This window comes from Runella sp. R0.1_18 (assembly GCF_057652155.1).
Window position 1 is genome coordinate 139343 of record NZ_JBYFCK010000004.1, and the last position, 15853, is coordinate 155195.

Here is a 15853-nt window from a genome sequence, read left to right on the forward strand (position 1 = left end):
GAAATGATGAAGCGTTGTTTTGGGATATTGTTATTGATAATGGGACTTTTTAGAAATGCCAACGCACAAGGCATTCCTAAAGAAGTACTGTACGAACCCGACGAAGGGGGCTATCCGCAAGGCTACACCCCCAATGCAAAACTGGGTACTTTTGATTTGTCAAGCACGGCCACCAATGAGCCTTTTCGGCATTTATTAAAGCTTTTTGAAGCCCAAAAGGTAGTTTGGGATGATGTGACAGACTTTCGAGACTATGGATTTAAAGCATTTTTTGGGGGAGTAGGTGAGGGTAAACCCAAAGAAAATCGGTATGCGGATATTAACGAAGGAATTTTTCGGGATGCTTTTACGGTGCAAGGGGTAAGTTTTGGGAAAAACCCCGTGTACGTTCCTGATCCTAATCGATTGCTTTCAGCACAGGGGAAAACTTTTCGTTGTTTCAATGCCCCTTTTGTGTCGGTGTCGATTGAAAATGTGGATGAGGCAGGTAAATGGAATCCTTTTTTACTGACTGAATACGAACTCGACCGCCGAGCCAAATACGCAGGCGACGGCCGCATGGGCTTTCTTCGCTGGGACATTGAGACATTTTCTAATGCAGAATGGCTGTCTATTTTGCGGGGGCGACAAGTGTGGGAAAATGGAAAGTACCGCCACACATTGAACGGTGGCACTGACCCTACCTACAAAAATTGGGACGACCAGCAGTTTTTTGACCACGTACAGCACCGTTGGAGTTATGTTTTTACGGAGTTGTTTTACAAAACAAAACTTTACAGCAACGGCGCGAAAATTTGGCAGTACGGAGCAGGCCCAATCAACCAAATGGATCCGTTTATCTTCCCTCAGTTTGATGAGAATGGCAACATCCACTCAAATTGGGGTGTACCCAACAACCCCATTTGGAAGCTCAAAAATAAATTTAATAACCGCGCTGTTAATGAAGAACTTAACTACATGGAAGCGTGGGATTTTGTGCAGCAATTTGCCATGTGGGCGGTTCTTCAGTACGATTCCAACGTCAATTATTGGGTCAATACTGACATTATTCGCCTGAAAGAAACCCCAAAAACCAACATAACAGCGGGCGTTCCTACGCGCTACCACATCGTTGACATTGGTGCCGACCCCAATACACCTTTGGGGAATCGGCGGGTGCGGGTGTCGCTGCACGCCCAAGACGGAAGCTTGCGTAATGCCGACAAAACCTACCGCATTACGTTTCAGCACTGGCGAGGTTTTACCGAAATAGACATTCCTGCGGGCAGGAATAGCATTGAATTAACGACCACCTCTCCCGAATTGGTTTGGCAAACCGATGACCATTTTTTGTTGCTTATTTGGAGTACTATTTACTGCGCCCGTTATCAAGAACCGACCAAATTAGGCTTTTTAAACTGGGAACCTACGCCGCGCACCTACAACTTTAGCCCTTATTCATTGGCTACAACCGATATTTTTGAACAGCGTATTTACGATGCTATGATTGGTTTTGCGAACCTCCAAAATTACGGCGTCGTCAATTGGGAGGCCAATACGGTAGGAAAAATAAACCCAATGGTACGTGAGAGTATTATTTTGGCCCAAAAGAAAATAGCACCTTACAAAACCCACATCGAAAACCAATCTCTTGTGTTTGTAGATGTAAGCATCGACGGGGGACAAACATGGATAACTGGGGGCTACCCTCAGACACCCTTTGAGGCTCATTACAATGGCTGGTGGATGGGTGGATATTTCCAAAACAATGAGCCTTATCCGATGGTATTTGGGTCGTACAATGCCCAGCAACGAACGTTTTTGTTTACCCACCTCGCAGGCCGACTTCCTACGGGAACATTGAATTACAAAGTGCGGGTGAAAATTCCGAATAGTTCAACGTCCTACACATTTGACATGGCTTCCACGCGCGAGTTAGGATATAGTATTTTTAAGATTTGAGTGTCGAGTGCAGAATGTCGAATTGTCACCGTTTTTCCCGTGCTGAGGGTTGCTCCCAACTCGAACTTACTGCGTGCGCGTGCTGAGGGTTGCTCACAACCCGAGCTTACTGCGAATTTCGCTTACTTCAAAAGCGTAGCGTCAATTGCCTTCCAATCAATGCCTTGCACAATTTCGCGGGCGATTTCGACAGGAGCGGTAATGGTCACGACCAGATTTTCTACCAATTTGCCTCCTTTTCTAAACTGAGGTTGGTAGCGCGTATCTTGACCTCTCTGGACAGGCTTGGTATTCCACCCACCCAATAAAATCACCGTTTCTTGACGTCCCGTAGCGCCTTTTAAATCAGGTTGTAACAATACTTCAAGCGCGAGGGTAGTGCCTGAGACATTGATAACCTGAGACGACTGTACCAAACGGGCGCTTTCAGTATCTTGTAATCGGTAATTACCGAGGTTCATTTCCACACTGATAGAGTAGGTATCTTTAGCCCGTTGTGCAATGGCCTGAGGGTTTTCGGTGTACATCGTGTCGCGGTGAACGTACAACGAAGGCAGGGTCGAAGTGGCAGGTTTCATGGAATCAACCACCGCTTTTCGGGCCGAAGCAATGTCAGCTCGCTCCATGATGAGGTCGTAGCGGTCGGTACAAAGATGCACAAACCCGCCCCATTCGGAGGTGACTTCCAAAGCCCCCATCGAATGTTTTTCGTCAAAAGTCTTCCAACTTCCCTGCGGCGTTTTGGTTGTAAATTGCCGTTGAAGTTCTTTCACGACGCGTTCGTAAGCGGCGTTTTCTTGGGGAGTCGCTGGGCGGCATTGCGCCTGAATCCAAAGGGGAAGCAAAAAGAAAAGAATACTAAATAAGAGCTTCATTGTGGTTGTGTTGTCGGTTATTCAAAGTTACATTAAAAAATTGTTCTCGCCTCAAACTTGTGCTTTTTCGCCACAAATCACCCCAATTTGGCCACAAACTGTTGATGACTTGCCCAAGACACCGTTGTTTTGTAGCAACAATTAACGCCTAATACAACCATGAAAACATCTTCTTTTTGTACGATTGACTTCGTAAAAGTTACTAGCAAGTGCTGGCGAATTTTATTCGTTTTTTTATTGAGTGGTTGGGTACATACTACTTTTGCTCAAAAAGATTCGGTTGTGATTCCTGACCCCGATGAGTACGATTGGAGTAGTCACCTTTATTTGGGTGCCCCTTTTATCAACAATAGTATTGGTAATTACGCACATCTAAGAAGCTCGCTTAATCAACAGGGGATTGGATTTGCCCGATTACAGAATAATTCCATGGCATCGTATGGATTTGGTATTCAAAAACGACGCTTTAAAATTGGGCTGAATGTAGAGTATGGGTTGGTTAATTCACAAACTAATAAAAATACAGCCACTAAATCGCGGCTGGGATTTCAAGCATTTAGCGTAACACTTGGATACGGTCTAATTTTAAGGCGTAATCGGCAGTGGTTTGTCAATCTAGGGATGGGTTCTCAAGATACAAGAGTGAATATTTACAAAACAGGGGCTGCTGCATCGTCGGTTTCGTTTGACGATTTGCTCACTTCCCCAACGGGAGGGCAGTCTCCAACGCTGCTGCATAAAAACACCTTTCTCGAACTTTCAGTAGAACACATGTTTCGTCCCAAACGCCCCATTTCGTTTAGCCCCGTCGTAAAATTTGGGTACAGATACGGGATAAAACCGACGAGTTGGGGAACAGATGCCAATCTGTCGTTCCAAAATGCTCCTGCGGATAGGCTAAATCAGTTTTTTATTCAAAGTATTTTTGTGGTTAGTAACAATCATAAAAAACTGACTCCCGCCCAAAAAGAAGCGCGTCGTAAGAACAGAGAAGCAAATACTTGGGGACTTAATCCGCAATAAAGGCCATGAAAAACGCATTGATGGTTGGATTGTGGATGATGTTTGCCACTGCAACCGAAGAACTGAATGAATCGGGAGAACGAGGAACGTTGGTTTTGTACCGAAGAAAAGACTATTTTTCCTCTGATTTTACTCTTAAAATCAACAACCAAGAGGTAAGCCAAAAATTTAGCAACAACGAGTACATACGCGTTGACGTACCCGCTGGAAGGCTAAAAATAGAAACGGAGGGTGGGTTTATTACCCAAAAACAAAACATGGCGTTTAGCGTTTTACCCAACGAAACTGTATATCTGAAAGGCATTGTAGATTATGATTACCTTAGCAATGCGTTGTACTTTAAGCGGACAAATGGTGAACAAGCCACCCGCGAAATGTCAAAAACAAAACTAGACGAAACCGCCCTCCGCCGAATAGAATGAAATTCCGCTCGTTTTTTTATAGTCCGTGGCTGTTTGGATTCGTAGTTGCCTTGGTTGGAGGCTACATCGGTTGGTTATTGACCGAAAGCCTCCAGTTACAGTTTGGCGATGAGGGGCAAGGGGTAGGCGGTTTTTTTAGGTTTTTGTTGAGTTATGTATTACTGGTCGTACTGGTTTTGTTGCTGAGTTGGCTCAACTATCGGGGGCCTTTTCGGTGGTGGCTAAATACAGAAAAAAAATGGACGTACTGGACGTGGCTGCTGCTGCTAATGTGGTTGACGTTTGAAGGGCTTCAGTTTCGGAAAGGATACGAACAAGAGTTTGTGGATGAAAATGTACTCGTTACTTTGGTGTTTGTGGGGGTTGTGGTTGGTTTTGGGTACGTGGCCGATGCGTTTCGAGTTCGACGCGAACAGTTGGTACTTCAACAGCAAAAAACCGAGGCGGAATTACGGGCGTTAAAATCGCAAATCAATCCCCATTTTTTGTTCAATGCCCTCAATACGATTTACAACGAAGCAGATGCTGCCCAAAATGATAAAGTATCGGAGTTGGTGCAGCAACTGGCAGGTATCATGCGATTTACCTTGCAAGAAACCCAAAAAGACTTTACGAGTGTCGAACGAGAAATCGAATTTTTAGAAAAATACTTAGCACTCCAACAAGCACGGCTACCCAAGCGAAAGGAATTGCGGATGGATGTGGTGATTGAATACGACGGCCAACCTGCCCGCATTGCCCCGTTGTTGTTGATTCCGTTTGTGGAAAATGCGTTTCAGTATGGTATTAGTTTGCAACAAGATAGTTTTATCGAACTAAAGCTAACCATAGAGGGAGGGCAGTTGTCCTTTCGGGTTCGAAATAGCATTTCGCCCCAAGCAGCGCAGAAACAAGGACACGGAACAGGAATCAAAAACGTACAGCAGCGTTTAGAACTGATTTATCCGAATCGTTATCAACTATCTGTAGAGACTAGCGAAGGTATATTTGATGTTTTGTTAGGGATAAAGCTTAAAATGTGAAAAATAGCCGCCCGATGGCGCTTTGTTTTATTCTTACTACTAAGATGTAGCTCCTCTGGAGCAATAAATTAATGCGTTCAACCTGGAGTATATGTAGGTGAGTGAAATAAAGCCAAAATTTTTGTAAATTTGTTTATGAGTCAAAACAGAACAAACGTCATGGAAACAAATCAAAAGCCCTTTTCCGACCGACCCCTTATCTTTTCGGGGATACGTCATTGTATGCCAACTTCGTGTATGAGTTAGTTATCCCCAAATAAAATGATTGCTATTGCTCTTGACGACGAACCTGCCGCTTTACAAGTCTTACGGCGTCACGCGGAAAAAGTGCCTTTTGTGGAGTTAAAACAGACGTTTGAAAGTGCGGCGGAAGCATTGAGATATTTGCACCAAAACCCCGTCGATTTGCTGTTTTTGGACGTACAAATGCCTGATATGTTGGGAACTGATTTTGCTCGACTCCTAAAAAATACCTCAACCCAAGTAGTTTTTGTCACAGCTTACGCCGACTACGCCGTCGAAGGGTTTGAACTGCAAGCCCTTGATTATCTGCTCAAACCCGTAGAGTTTGGGCGTTTTCTTCAGGCGTGTAATCGGGCGTTGGGGCAGCAAGCCAAGCAAATTGGCGAAGCATCAAGTTTGTTTGTAAAAGATGGGTACGATTGGGTACGTGTCCATCTTGACGAAATATTGTACATCCAATCAGATACCAACTTGCTTTTTATTCACGAGCGCACTCGCAAAGTCACAACCCGAATGACCCTCGGTGAAATGATGGGTCAATTGCCCCCTGACAAGTTTTTACGGATTCACAAATCCTACCTTGTGGCGTTGAAAGCCATTCAGAAGCTCGAACGCCATCAAGTGACTGTTGGAAGCGTGGCCATCCCTTTGGCAGGAACCTACAAAACCGAACTAGAGGAGAGGTTGCTGAGGTGAAGTTACTGTTTCAACGCCTTCTGATAGGTTGTCAAGCAGCGCTCACGGGCGGCGGCATGATCCACAATCGGCTTGGGATAGTCAAAGCTGTTTATTTCGGGAACCCATTTTTTGATATAAACCAGTTGGGGGTCGAATTTCTGCGTTTGAGACGTAGGGTTAAAGATTCTGAAGTAAGGCGCGGCGTCTGTCCCTGACCCTGATGCCCATTGCCAGCCTCCATTGTTGGCCGAAAGGTCAAAATCAAGCAGTTTTTGGGCAAAATACGCTTCGCCCCAGCGCCAGTCGATGAGCAAATGTTTGGTCAAAAAACTAGCCACTACCATCCTGACGCGATTGTGCATAAAGCCCGTCGCGTTGAGTTCGCGCATTCCTGCATCCACAATCGGGTAACCCGTACGGCCTTCGCACCATTTTTTGAATTGGGCTTCATCGTTGCGCCATTCGATGCGGTCGTAGTCTGCCCGAAATGCCTTACCTTCACCCACGTGCGGAAAATGCCACAGAATTTGCATATAAAAATCCCGCCAAATAAGTTCGTTCAAAAACGTTTCGCTGAGGTCTTTGGTATGACGAGCTAGCTCTCGAATCGAAATCGTTCCAAAGCGCAAATGCACGCTTAAACGGGACGTACCTTGAATCGAAGGAGTATCACGGCGTTCTTTATAATTTTTTACCAACTCATCTCGTACCGTTTTGGCAGGGAAAGGTTGTCCAACGGCCTCAAAACCTATTTGTGCTAGGCTAGGAAGCGGAAGGGGAGGAGTTTTATAAAAATGTTGGAAATAAGCTTCTGTCGGATAGGGTTTTAGGTAAAACGAGTTCAGTGTCTCTTTCCATTTGCGGCTGTAAGGAGTAAAAACTGTGTAGGGTGTGCCTGCACCGCTCAACACCTCGTTTTTTTCAAAGATACACTGGTCTTTATATGTATAAAACGCAATTCCGCGGGCGTTGAGCGATTCTCCGATGACTTTGTCGCGACGAATCGCGGCAGGTTCGTAATCGTGGTTGGTATAGACTTCGGCTACGTTGTAGGTGCGGGTGAGTTCTTCCCAGCAAGCAGCTGAAGAGCCATGCTTGACCACCAACGTGCTGCCCATTTGCGTCAATTGCGCCTGTAATTCTTGCAATGCTTGGTGAATAAACTCTACCCGTCGGTCGCGCTTGTCTTCGAGCCTGTCCAAAATTTCGGTATCAAAAAGAAAAACAGGAAGCACAGGATTGCCCGACTTGAGGGCATGATACAAAGCGGCATTGTCGTGCAGGCGCAAATCGCGACGAAACCAAAACAGCGTAATTGGTTGACTCATAAAAAAAGCGTAGTTTTTTTAACAACTACGCTTCAGGAAAGATTGTTTTTTGGATAGAAGTAAAGTCAGAGACTTTGTTCCGTTTTCGCCCCGAGTTCAACTCGGGGCGAGCTGGATGTTATTTCACTTTTTTACGGCGCTCGTACATTTCACGCCAAGTGGTGAGTACGATGCCTTCTTTATCGAGAAACGTTTTTAATTCGGGGTCGAGCATGGCCCAAAAATCGCCATAACGTGTAGGCCACGAGTCGGTGATTTCTTTGAAATTATCGCTCGGCGCGGCGCAGTGCATGATTACCATGGTGATGCCAGGTTTCGCTTCTTTGAGAAGCTCGATGTACTTTTGGGTCTTCATTTTGCGCAAATTTTCTTCCGTATTGGGAGTGCCTGCGGGCAATTTCCAACCGTAGGTATCGGCAAACAAATCGTCCAATACAGGTAAGCCAGCGCCCCAAAGCATTTTGCCTACTTGCTGAAATTGCTGAATCTCTTGCGCTGGGCTGTTGCGTTCTTTCGCGATGAGGGTGGCATGCCCACCTGGCAACATAACAGGGATTTTTTCTTGAATCCCCACCTTCACATAGCGCTCCGTAAAAGCAGGCGAACCAAACAACGTTCCCATGTGGGAGTCGATGTGCGAAGGCTCTACCCCAAAACTTCGAAAACGCGCAATTTGAGCGCGAATTTCGGTTTCTACTTCATCGGCAGAGGCGTGCTTTACCACATCTCCGACATTCGACCACATTGCTCCTTCTTTATCAACTAACCCAGGCACTTTTTCACGTCCTGAGATAGGAAACCAACGGTAGCCTTTCCACTCCGATGTGAGGGTAAGGTGAACGCCCGCATCGGTATTGGGATACTTTTGGAGGTATTTCATGTAGGCAGGAACCCATCCACAAGGCATCATCACACTCGTAGAATTAGCCACGCCTTTTTCCATGGCAATGATAGTACCTTGGTTGGCTTCGTACGACATGCCTGCGTCGTCGATGTGAAACAAAATGATTTTTTTACCTTTGGGATACCCCAATTTTTCGGCGTAGGTTTCTTGCGCTTGGCTAGGGCGGTAGAGGAAAGAAATAAGTGCAGCGACAAAAAAAAGCTGTTTCATGGACTCACAACGGTTATATTTGTTTGTATAAAGTCTTGCAAAGGTAAACCATACCCAATCAAGCCTTGGAGGGAAGTCCTTCTACTTACTTAACATTCAGATGAAAAGACTATTACGAAAGTCGCTTTTTGGTTTAGGAGGCCTCATTTTGGCTGGAACTGCCCTTACTTATGCACCCCCCTTGGTACATATCCGTAATTATGTAGAGCGAGGAGCGGTTGATATTTTAGATTATAAAAAGCATCCCGTTCGGCAAGTACTGGCGTCGGCGCGCCCTGAGCCTTGGCCGTTGGATTCTACGTTTAATAAAGCAACCATTTCCAAAAACTTGATAGATACCCTCGAAAAGTACGAAACCACGGCTTTTTTGGTATTTAAAGATGGAAAACTCAAATATGAGCATTACTGGGAAGGCTACGACACCAAAACGCTAAGTCAGTCGTTTTCGGCTGCCAAAAGTGTCATTTCAATGCTCGTGGGAATTGCCCTCAACGAGAACAAAATCAAAAGCTTGGATGAGCCTATTTCGCATTATATAGGTTCATTTTCGGAGGGAGAAAAAAAGAAAATCACGATTCGGCACTGCCTAACGATGAGTTCGGGGCTTGATTGGCACGAAAAAGACCGTGGGGTATTTAGCAACAACGCCTACGGTTACTACGGAGAAGACATCGCTAAGGTAATAGACGCTCTTAAAGTTGAAAAACCCGTTGGCAAGGAGTTTGAATACCGCAGTGGAGATACCCAAATTTTGGGCTTGGTGTTAGAAAAAGCCTATAATAAGAAAATATCAGACCTAGTCTCCGAAAAAATCTTCCAACGAATTGGCGCTGAAACCGATGCTGTTTGGATGTTGGATAAACCCAAAGGACGCGAAAAATCGTTTTGCTGCTTTGCTCCTACCGCCCGTGATTACGCTCGTTTTGGTCATTTAATGCTCTGGAAAGGGGCTTGGGGACAGCAGCGGATTGTGTCCGAAAAATACATGAATCAGGCACTTAGCCCTGCGACAAACTTACTTGACCCCAAAACGAACGCCCCGCTTCAGGTGTATGGATTTCAGTTCTGGATGCAGCCTTATAAAAATCTCCAAACGGTGAGTATGCGTGGGTTGTTGGGACAGTTGGTGTGGGCTATTCCTTCGGAGAACGCAGTAGTGGTGCGTTTGGGGCACAAAGAGTCGCCCGAAAAAGTAGGGCCGTATTTCCGCCAAGATTCAGAAGCCTATTTGGCAGCAGCATTGGAGGTTCTTCGGCAGTAGGAATGAGACCCGACTGCCATTTATCCTATCAAATCACCAAACATCCACAAGTAGTTGAATAATCGGGCATAAAGACTGTAATTTTCGATATAATCTTATACCTAAATTATGTCTCACATTCTCGAAGCGCATGACATAGTCAAGCAATATGCTACCCATCGCGCCCTCGATGGCGTTAGTCTTAGTGTTCCTAAAGGATGTATTTTTGGGTTACTTGGCCCCAACGGAGCTGGAAAAACTTCGTTGATTCGCATCATTACACAAATTACTGCCCCTGACGAAGGCTATGTGTTGTTTGATGGGCAGCGACTTAACCCCAATCACATCCAAGAGATTGGTTACTTACCCGAAGAGCGAGGGTTGTACAAAAAAATGAAGGTAGGTGAGCAATTGCTCTACCTTGCGCAGCTCAAAGGGTTGTCGGAGCGCGAAGCCATGGATAAGCTCAAGGTTTGGGTCAAAAAGTTTGACATCAAAACGTGGTGGACCAAAAGTATCGAAGACCTTTCAAAGGGGATGCAACAAAAGGTACAATTTGTGGCCACGGTAATGCACGAACCCAAATTGATTATCCTTGACGAACCCTTCTCGGGTTTTGACCCTATTAATGCTAACCTCATTAAGGACGAAATTATTGAACTTCGACAGCGAGGCACAACCATCATTTTTTCGACGCACCGAATGGAATCCGTAGAAGAGCTTTGCGACCATATTGCACTCGTCAATAAGTCGCGGATTATTCTGAATGGTAGCAAAAAGGACATCAAAAATCAGTTTAAAGAAAATAGCTACTCCGTGCGTTATCAAGGCTCATTGGGTGAGTTGTCTCCTGAATTTGAGTTGATTACTACAAAAGATACGGGAGAAGGTGTACACCAAGCTACGATTCGGATTGTAGAAGATGCCACGGTAAATAAGCTGGTGGCAAACCTTATCAATCAGGTCGAACTGGTTTCTTTCCACGAAAACATCCCATCGTTCAACGACATTTTTATCAAGGCCGTAGGCAGTGATGTACCCGACGAATCGAAATGATAGTGAGTATCAGTTAACCGAAAGACTATGAAAAACATTTTCCTTGTTCTCAAACGCGAATATTTAGTGCGGGTACGCAAAAAGTCGTTCATCGTAATGACTTTCCTCACGCCTATTCTCATTGCGGCTTTTTATGGAATCATTGTGTGGGCCGCCGTGGGCTCTTTCAAAAGCGAACACAAAACGATTCAGGTAATCGACGAAAGTGGGTTGTTTACGGACAAATTTAAAAGTGATAAAAACACCACGTTTGAGCTTATCAGTGGCCCTGTAGCCACGGCTCAGAAGAAACTAAAGGGCAAAGAAGACAACTTACTCGTCCATATTCCTGCTGACATTATGAGTCGTCCAAACAGCTTGCAGATTTATGCCGAAAAAAACATCGGCCCTATGCTCAAAAATCGCATTGAAAAGGTAGTTCAGCAAGGGTTGCGCAATATTAAGTTGTCGAAAGCAGGCATTACTCAGCAGGTGATTGAAGATGCAAATCAAGACGTTGATGCCCAGACTTTTAGCCTCGACGATGAGGGGAAGTCGCAGTCGAGCAGTACCATGGCAGCGTATGTGGCGGGTTATGCGGCGGCATTTTTGCTGTACATCTTTATTTTGGTGTACGGCGCAGGGGTGATGCAGGGCGTCATGGAAGAAAAATCCAACCGTATTATCGAGGTGATTATTTCGTCGGTGAAGCCTTTTCACTTGATGTTGGGTAAAATTTTAGGCGTGGCGGCCGTAGGGCTTACCCAGTTTGTGTTGTGGGGAGTGCTTACATTTGGCGTGTCTAGCGCGACTCAGACACTCTTTGGTTTCAATCGGTTTACGGCCACGGAGGAGGTGATGAAAAAACAAGCTGAACAAGCCGATCCTGAAGTAAAAAAAGAGATGGAGAAGCAGCAAAACAATACGTTGCAGACAATCGAAAACTTCTCAAAATCGGCACAATCGTTGCCATTAGCCAAAATTTTCTTCTGCTTCTTGTTCTATTTCTTGGGTGGCTATTTGTTGTACAGCTCGCTGTACGCGGCGATTGGAGCTTCGGTCGAAAATCAACAAGAGGCGGGTCAGTTTACTTTCCCAATTATGCTCCCCATTATTGCAGCGATTGTGTTTGCCCAATTGGCCATTAATCAGCCCGATGGCTCGTTGGCTTTCTGGACGTCCATGATTCCGTTTACGTCGCCTGTGGTGATGATGGCGCGCATTCCGTTTGGCGTACCTGCGTGGGAAATTGCCCTTTCGATGGCACTTCTTGTGCTTGGATTCGTTGGTACAACTTGGATTGCCGCGCGAATTTATCGTATCGGTATTTTGATGTACGGTAAAAAAGTGAATTACAAAGAGTTGTCCAAATGGTTGTTTTATAAAGGATAAATAATCTTCTAAGCCAAACATCCCGAAAGTTTTGAACTTTCGGGATGTTTTTTGTCCCCAAAATGTATGGAATCAAAAGAAAAAGTACAAGAAAAAGCAGTGACTTCCTCGCCCAAAAAGTCAGCACTGAGAGAGTGGGTTGATTCGGTAGTGTTTGCGGTAGTAGCGGCGACCTTCATTCGGTGGTTGTTTTTTACGCCTTTTACCATTCCGTCGTCGTCAATGGAGAAAACGCTACTCGTGGGTGATTTTTTGTTTGTTAGTAACCTGCATTACGGCGCTCGTACGCCCGTTACCCCGCTTCAAATTCCTTTGACGCACCAAACCATTTGGGGAACATCCATTCCTTCTTTTTCGACGCTTATTCAGCTGCCTATGTATCGTTTGCCAGGCTTTACGCACATCAAACGCAATGACGTGGTTGTGTTTAACTATCCTGGTGATGCTGATGAGCCGTTTGAAGATGTTTCCATTGGGAATGGAGGTTATAAAGACTTTCCTGTTGATTTGAGAAATAACTTTATCAAGCGTTGCGTGGCTGTAAGTGGTGATATTCTCGAAATCAAAAATGCAGAAGTATATATTAACGGGGTAAAAGCTCCTGTGCCTCCGCGTGCCGAACTCTATTACCGAATGGAGTCTTCGGACGTGTTGGACGACCGTTTTTTTGAAAAAGAAAATATTCAAGATTATAGCGCACTTCCTCCCGATTCGGCGCGAACTGGAATTAACCATTATCAAATAAGAACGACGCCCGAAATCGTTGAAACGCTCAAAAAATACGATTTTGTGCGCTCGATTCAGCAAATAGCCCGCTACAATGCAAGTATTTCAGAACCAGGAATCTACCCAGCGGCTTTGGCTCAAAATCAAGAGTTTTATGGACCTATTCAGATTCCTAAAAAAGGCTTGACGATTACGCTTGATTCGGTTAACATCGCCAAATACGGACACGTTATCAAGTATTTTGACTATAACGATGCTGAAAAAGTGAATGTAACAAAGACCCAAATTAGCATCGACGGCAAGCCGCTAACGCAATATACCTTTAAGCAGGACTACTTTTTTATGATGGGTGACAATCGCTATGAGTCGGCCGACTCACGTTTTTGGGGATTTGTTCCCGAAGACCACATTGTCGGGAAGGCGCTTTTTACGTGGATGTCGATTGATCCCAATCCAAAATCTTTTATTCACAAAATCCGTTGGAATCGTCTATTTCGTTTGATTGAGTAGGCGTATTTGATTTTATACTATGAGACATTTATGGTTGCTCTTGTTGTTGGGAATAACGTTATCTGCTAAGGCACAACAAAACGCGTATTTATTTTCGTATTTCGTGAAAAATGGGGAAGATGGCCTTCATTTTGCTTACAGCACCGACGGGCTTCACTGGAAAGCATTGAAAGGAGGAAACTCTTTTTTAAAACCCGCTGTGGGAAAGGATAAGCTAATGCGCGACCCGTGTATTTACCAAGACAAAACGGGAACCTTCCACATGGTTTGGACGAGCGGGTGGTGGGACAAAATCATCGGTTATGCTTCTTCCAAAGATTTGGTAAATTGGTCGGAACAGCGGGCAATCTCGGTGATGGAGCATGAACCCACAGCAAAAAATAGCTGGGCACCCGAAATTGCTTATGATGACAAAACGAAACAGTTTTTGATATTTTGGGCAACGACTATCCCTGGCCGCCATACCGACGTAGCCGATTCGGAGCGCGAAAAAGGCTTGAACCACCGTATGTACTACGTTACAACCAAGGATTTTAAGACATTCAGCGAAACAAAGCTATTCTTTAACCCCGATTTCAGCGTCATTGATGCAAGCATCTTGAAGCGAGGTAAAAATTACGTGATGTTTCTGAAAAATGAGAACCCCAATCCGCCCGAAAAAAATATCCGTATCACCGAAGCGAAAAGCGCACTAGGGCCATTTCCTACAAAAGTTTCTGAACCTATCACGGGGAAATACTGGGCCGAAGGACCTACCGCGATTGAGGTGGGAGAGTATGTGTACGTGTATTTTGATAAATATACCCAGCACAAGTACGGAGCAGTACGTTCAAAAGACCTGAAAACGTGGGAAGATGTGTCGGAGCAGGTAACGTTTCCTGAAGGTATTCGTCACGGCACAGCCTTCAAAGTGCCGATGACGCTAATTGAAGCTTTACAGAAATAGAAAAGAAAAGACCTGCCAAGTTTTTGAAACTTGGCAGGTCTGCCTACAAAATAGGGGAGGTTGTAAGCAACCTCCTCCACATATCTCTACTTAATTATCTCAAATCCACAGTAAGGTACCAATGCCTTCGGAATACGGATTCCTTCTGGCGTTTGGTTGTTTTCGAGCAGGGCGGCCAAAATACGCGGCAATGCCAATGCCGACCCATTGAGGGTATGTAACAACTGCGTTTTTCCGTCGATTTTATAACGTAACTTGAGGCGATTGGCTTGGTAGGTTTCAAAGTTAGAAACAGAGCTACATTCCAACCAACGGCCTTGCGCACCTGACCATACTTCAAAATCGTAGGTAAGGGCCGAAGTAAAGCCCATATCGCCACCGCACAGGCGGATGATACGGAATGGCAACTCCAACGCTTGAAGCAATCCTTTTACGTGCTCGGCCATTTCGTCAAGGGCTTGGTACGACTCTTCTGGCTTCCGTACCTGTACAATTTCTACTTTGTCAAACTGGTGAAGGCGGTTGAGCCCACGTACGTGCGCGCCCCAGCTACCCGCTTCGCGGCGGAAACAAGGGGTGTATCCCACGTTTTTGATAGGTAGCTCGCTTTCAGCCACAATAACGTCACGATACAGGTTCGTGATAGGTACTTCCGCCGTTGGAATGAGGTATAAGTCATCGGCAGTGGCGTGGTACATTTGGCCTTCTTTGTCAGGCAATTGCCCCGTTCCAAAACCCGATTCGGCATTGATTAGAATAGGCGGTTGCACCTCCATGTAACCTGCTTCAACGGCTTTGTCCAAAAAGAATTGAATCATCGCCCGCTGAATACGCGCCCCTTTTCCTTTGTAAACAGGAAAACCTGCTCCTGTGATTTTGGTGCCAAGTTTGAAATCAATGATGTCGTATTGCTCAATCAAGTCCCAGTGAGGCTTGGCCGTTTCGGGTAGCGCAGGTTTTTCGCCCCAAAGATATACTTCTACGTTTTCTTCGGGCGTACGGCCAGGAGGAACGCTTTCGTGAGGAAGGTTGGGGAGTAATACCAACGTCGCTTGAAGTTGCTCTTCGACTTCTTTCAGACTTTCTTCCAGCGATTTTGCGCGAACCTTCAGGGTGGATGTCTGAGCTTTAGCTGCTTCGGCATCTTCTTTCTTACCCTCTTTCATCAACTGCCCGATTTGCTTGGCTAAGGCGTTGGATTGTGCCAAGGTAGCGTCTAACTCACTTTGCGTATCACGACGCTGTTTGTCCAAGCCTAAAATAGTGTCCACCGCTTCGGTAGCACCTTTAAAATACTTGCGTTCCAACCCTGTAATGGTTAGTTCGCGGTTTTCGCGGATGAAGTTTAACTGTAGCAT

General features: G+C 45.4%; 14 protein-coding genes. 10 read left to right on the top strand and 4 right to left on the bottom strand.

Going from position 1 to position 15853, the window contains the following annotated elements:
* Nucleotides 1–3: 3 nt before the first annotated feature.
* Complete coding sequence (locus AC23P2_RS08510; RefSeq protein ID WP_487772793.1) at nucleotides 4–1941, top strand: hypothetical protein; 1938 nt, start codon at nucleotides 4–6, stop codon at nucleotides 1939–1941.
* 122 nt (nucleotides 1942–2063) lie between these two features.
* On the opposite strand, the gene AC23P2_RS08515 is transcribed toward AC23P2_RS08510, so the two are convergent.
* On the bottom strand, nucleotides 2064–2816 hold the full coding sequence (locus AC23P2_RS08515; protein WP_487772794.1) for a hypothetical protein: 753 nt from the start codon (nucleotides 2814–2816) through the stop codon (nucleotides 2064–2066).
* 159 nt (nucleotides 2817–2975) lie between these two features.
* Between AC23P2_RS08515 and AC23P2_RS08520 the strand changes: the two genes are divergently transcribed.
* The 4 genes from AC23P2_RS08520 (at nucleotide 2976) to AC23P2_RS08535 (ending at nucleotide 6222) form a co-directional block, all read left to right on the top strand.
* Nucleotides 2976–3839 (top strand): hypothetical protein, encoded by an 864-nt coding sequence (locus tag AC23P2_RS08520; protein WP_487772795.1) that lies wholly within the window; start codon nucleotides 2976–2978, stop codon nucleotides 3837–3839.
* Between the two features lie 5 nt (nucleotides 3840–3844).
* A complete protein-coding gene (locus tag AC23P2_RS08525; RefSeq protein ID WP_487772796.1) occupies nucleotides 3845–4261 on the top strand; it encodes a hypothetical protein in 417 nt (138 codons plus the stop codon).
* The gene (locus AC23P2_RS08530; RefSeq protein WP_487772797.1) at nucleotides 4258–5283 is read left to right on the top strand and encodes a sensor histidine kinase; all 1026 of its coding nucleotides are present in this window, start codon (nucleotides 4258–4260) and stop codon (nucleotides 5281–5283) included. Before AC23P2_RS08525 ends, AC23P2_RS08530 begins: the two co-directional genes overlap by 4 nt.
* 261 nt (nucleotides 5284–5544) lie before the next feature.
* Nucleotides 5545–6222, top strand: a complete 678-nt coding sequence (locus AC23P2_RS08535; protein ID WP_472487155.1) for a LytR/AlgR family response regulator transcription factor — start codon at nucleotides 5545–5547, stop codon at nucleotides 6220–6222.
* Nucleotides 6223–6224: 2 nt separating this feature from the next.
* Here AC23P2_RS08535 and AC23P2_RS08540 read toward each other — a convergent pair whose 3' ends face one another.
* Together AC23P2_RS08540 and AC23P2_RS08545 are read right to left on the bottom strand one after the other, a co-directional pair.
* Complete coding sequence (locus AC23P2_RS08540; RefSeq protein ID WP_487772798.1) at nucleotides 6225–7532, bottom strand: cryptochrome/photolyase family protein; 1308 nt, start codon at nucleotides 7530–7532, stop codon at nucleotides 6225–6227.
* 118 nt (nucleotides 7533–7650) lie between these two features.
* The gene (locus AC23P2_RS08545) at nucleotides 7651–8646 is read right to left on the bottom strand and encodes a polysaccharide deacetylase family protein (RefSeq protein ID WP_487772799.1); all 996 of its coding nucleotides are present in this window, start codon (nucleotides 8644–8646) and stop codon (nucleotides 7651–7653) included.
* A 100-nt stretch (nucleotides 8647–8746) separates the two neighbouring features.
* Between AC23P2_RS08545 and AC23P2_RS08550 the strand changes: the two genes are divergently transcribed.
* The 5 genes from AC23P2_RS08550 (at nucleotide 8747) to AC23P2_RS08570 (ending at nucleotide 14495) form a co-directional block, all read left to right on the top strand.
* The gene (locus AC23P2_RS08550; protein ID WP_487772800.1) at nucleotides 8747–9907 is read left to right on the top strand and encodes a serine hydrolase domain-containing protein; all 1161 of its coding nucleotides are present in this window, start codon (nucleotides 8747–8749) and stop codon (nucleotides 9905–9907) included.
* A 108-nt stretch (nucleotides 9908–10015) separates the two neighbouring features.
* The gene (locus tag AC23P2_RS08555) at nucleotides 10016–10942 is read left to right on the top strand and encodes an ABC transporter ATP-binding protein (protein WP_487772801.1); all 927 of its coding nucleotides are present in this window, start codon (nucleotides 10016–10018) and stop codon (nucleotides 10940–10942) included.
* 27 nt (nucleotides 10943–10969) lie between these two features.
* Complete coding sequence (locus AC23P2_RS08560; RefSeq protein ID WP_487772802.1) at nucleotides 10970–12313, top strand: ABC transporter permease; 1344 nt, start codon at nucleotides 10970–10972, stop codon at nucleotides 12311–12313.
* 66 nt (nucleotides 12314–12379) lie between these two features.
* Nucleotides 12380–13549: a signal peptidase I gene (gene lepB, locus AC23P2_RS08565; protein WP_487772803.1), complete on the top strand. Its 1170-nt coding sequence runs from the start codon at nucleotides 12380–12382 to the stop codon at nucleotides 13547–13549.
* A gap of 19 nt (nucleotides 13550–13568) precedes the next feature.
* Nucleotides 13569–14495 carry a glycoside hydrolase family 43 protein gene (locus tag AC23P2_RS08570; protein ID WP_487772804.1) on the top strand — a complete coding sequence of 309 codons (927 nt, stop codon included), beginning with the start codon at nucleotides 13569–13571 and terminating at the stop codon, nucleotides 14493–14495.
* 86 nt (nucleotides 14496–14581) lie between these two features.
* Here the strand turns inward: AC23P2_RS08570 and serS are convergent, their stop codons facing one another.
* Nucleotides 14582–15853, bottom strand: coding sequence for a serine--tRNA ligase (gene serS / locus AC23P2_RS08575; RefSeq protein WP_487772805.1), 1272 nt, complete (start codon nucleotides 15851–15853; stop codon nucleotides 14582–14584).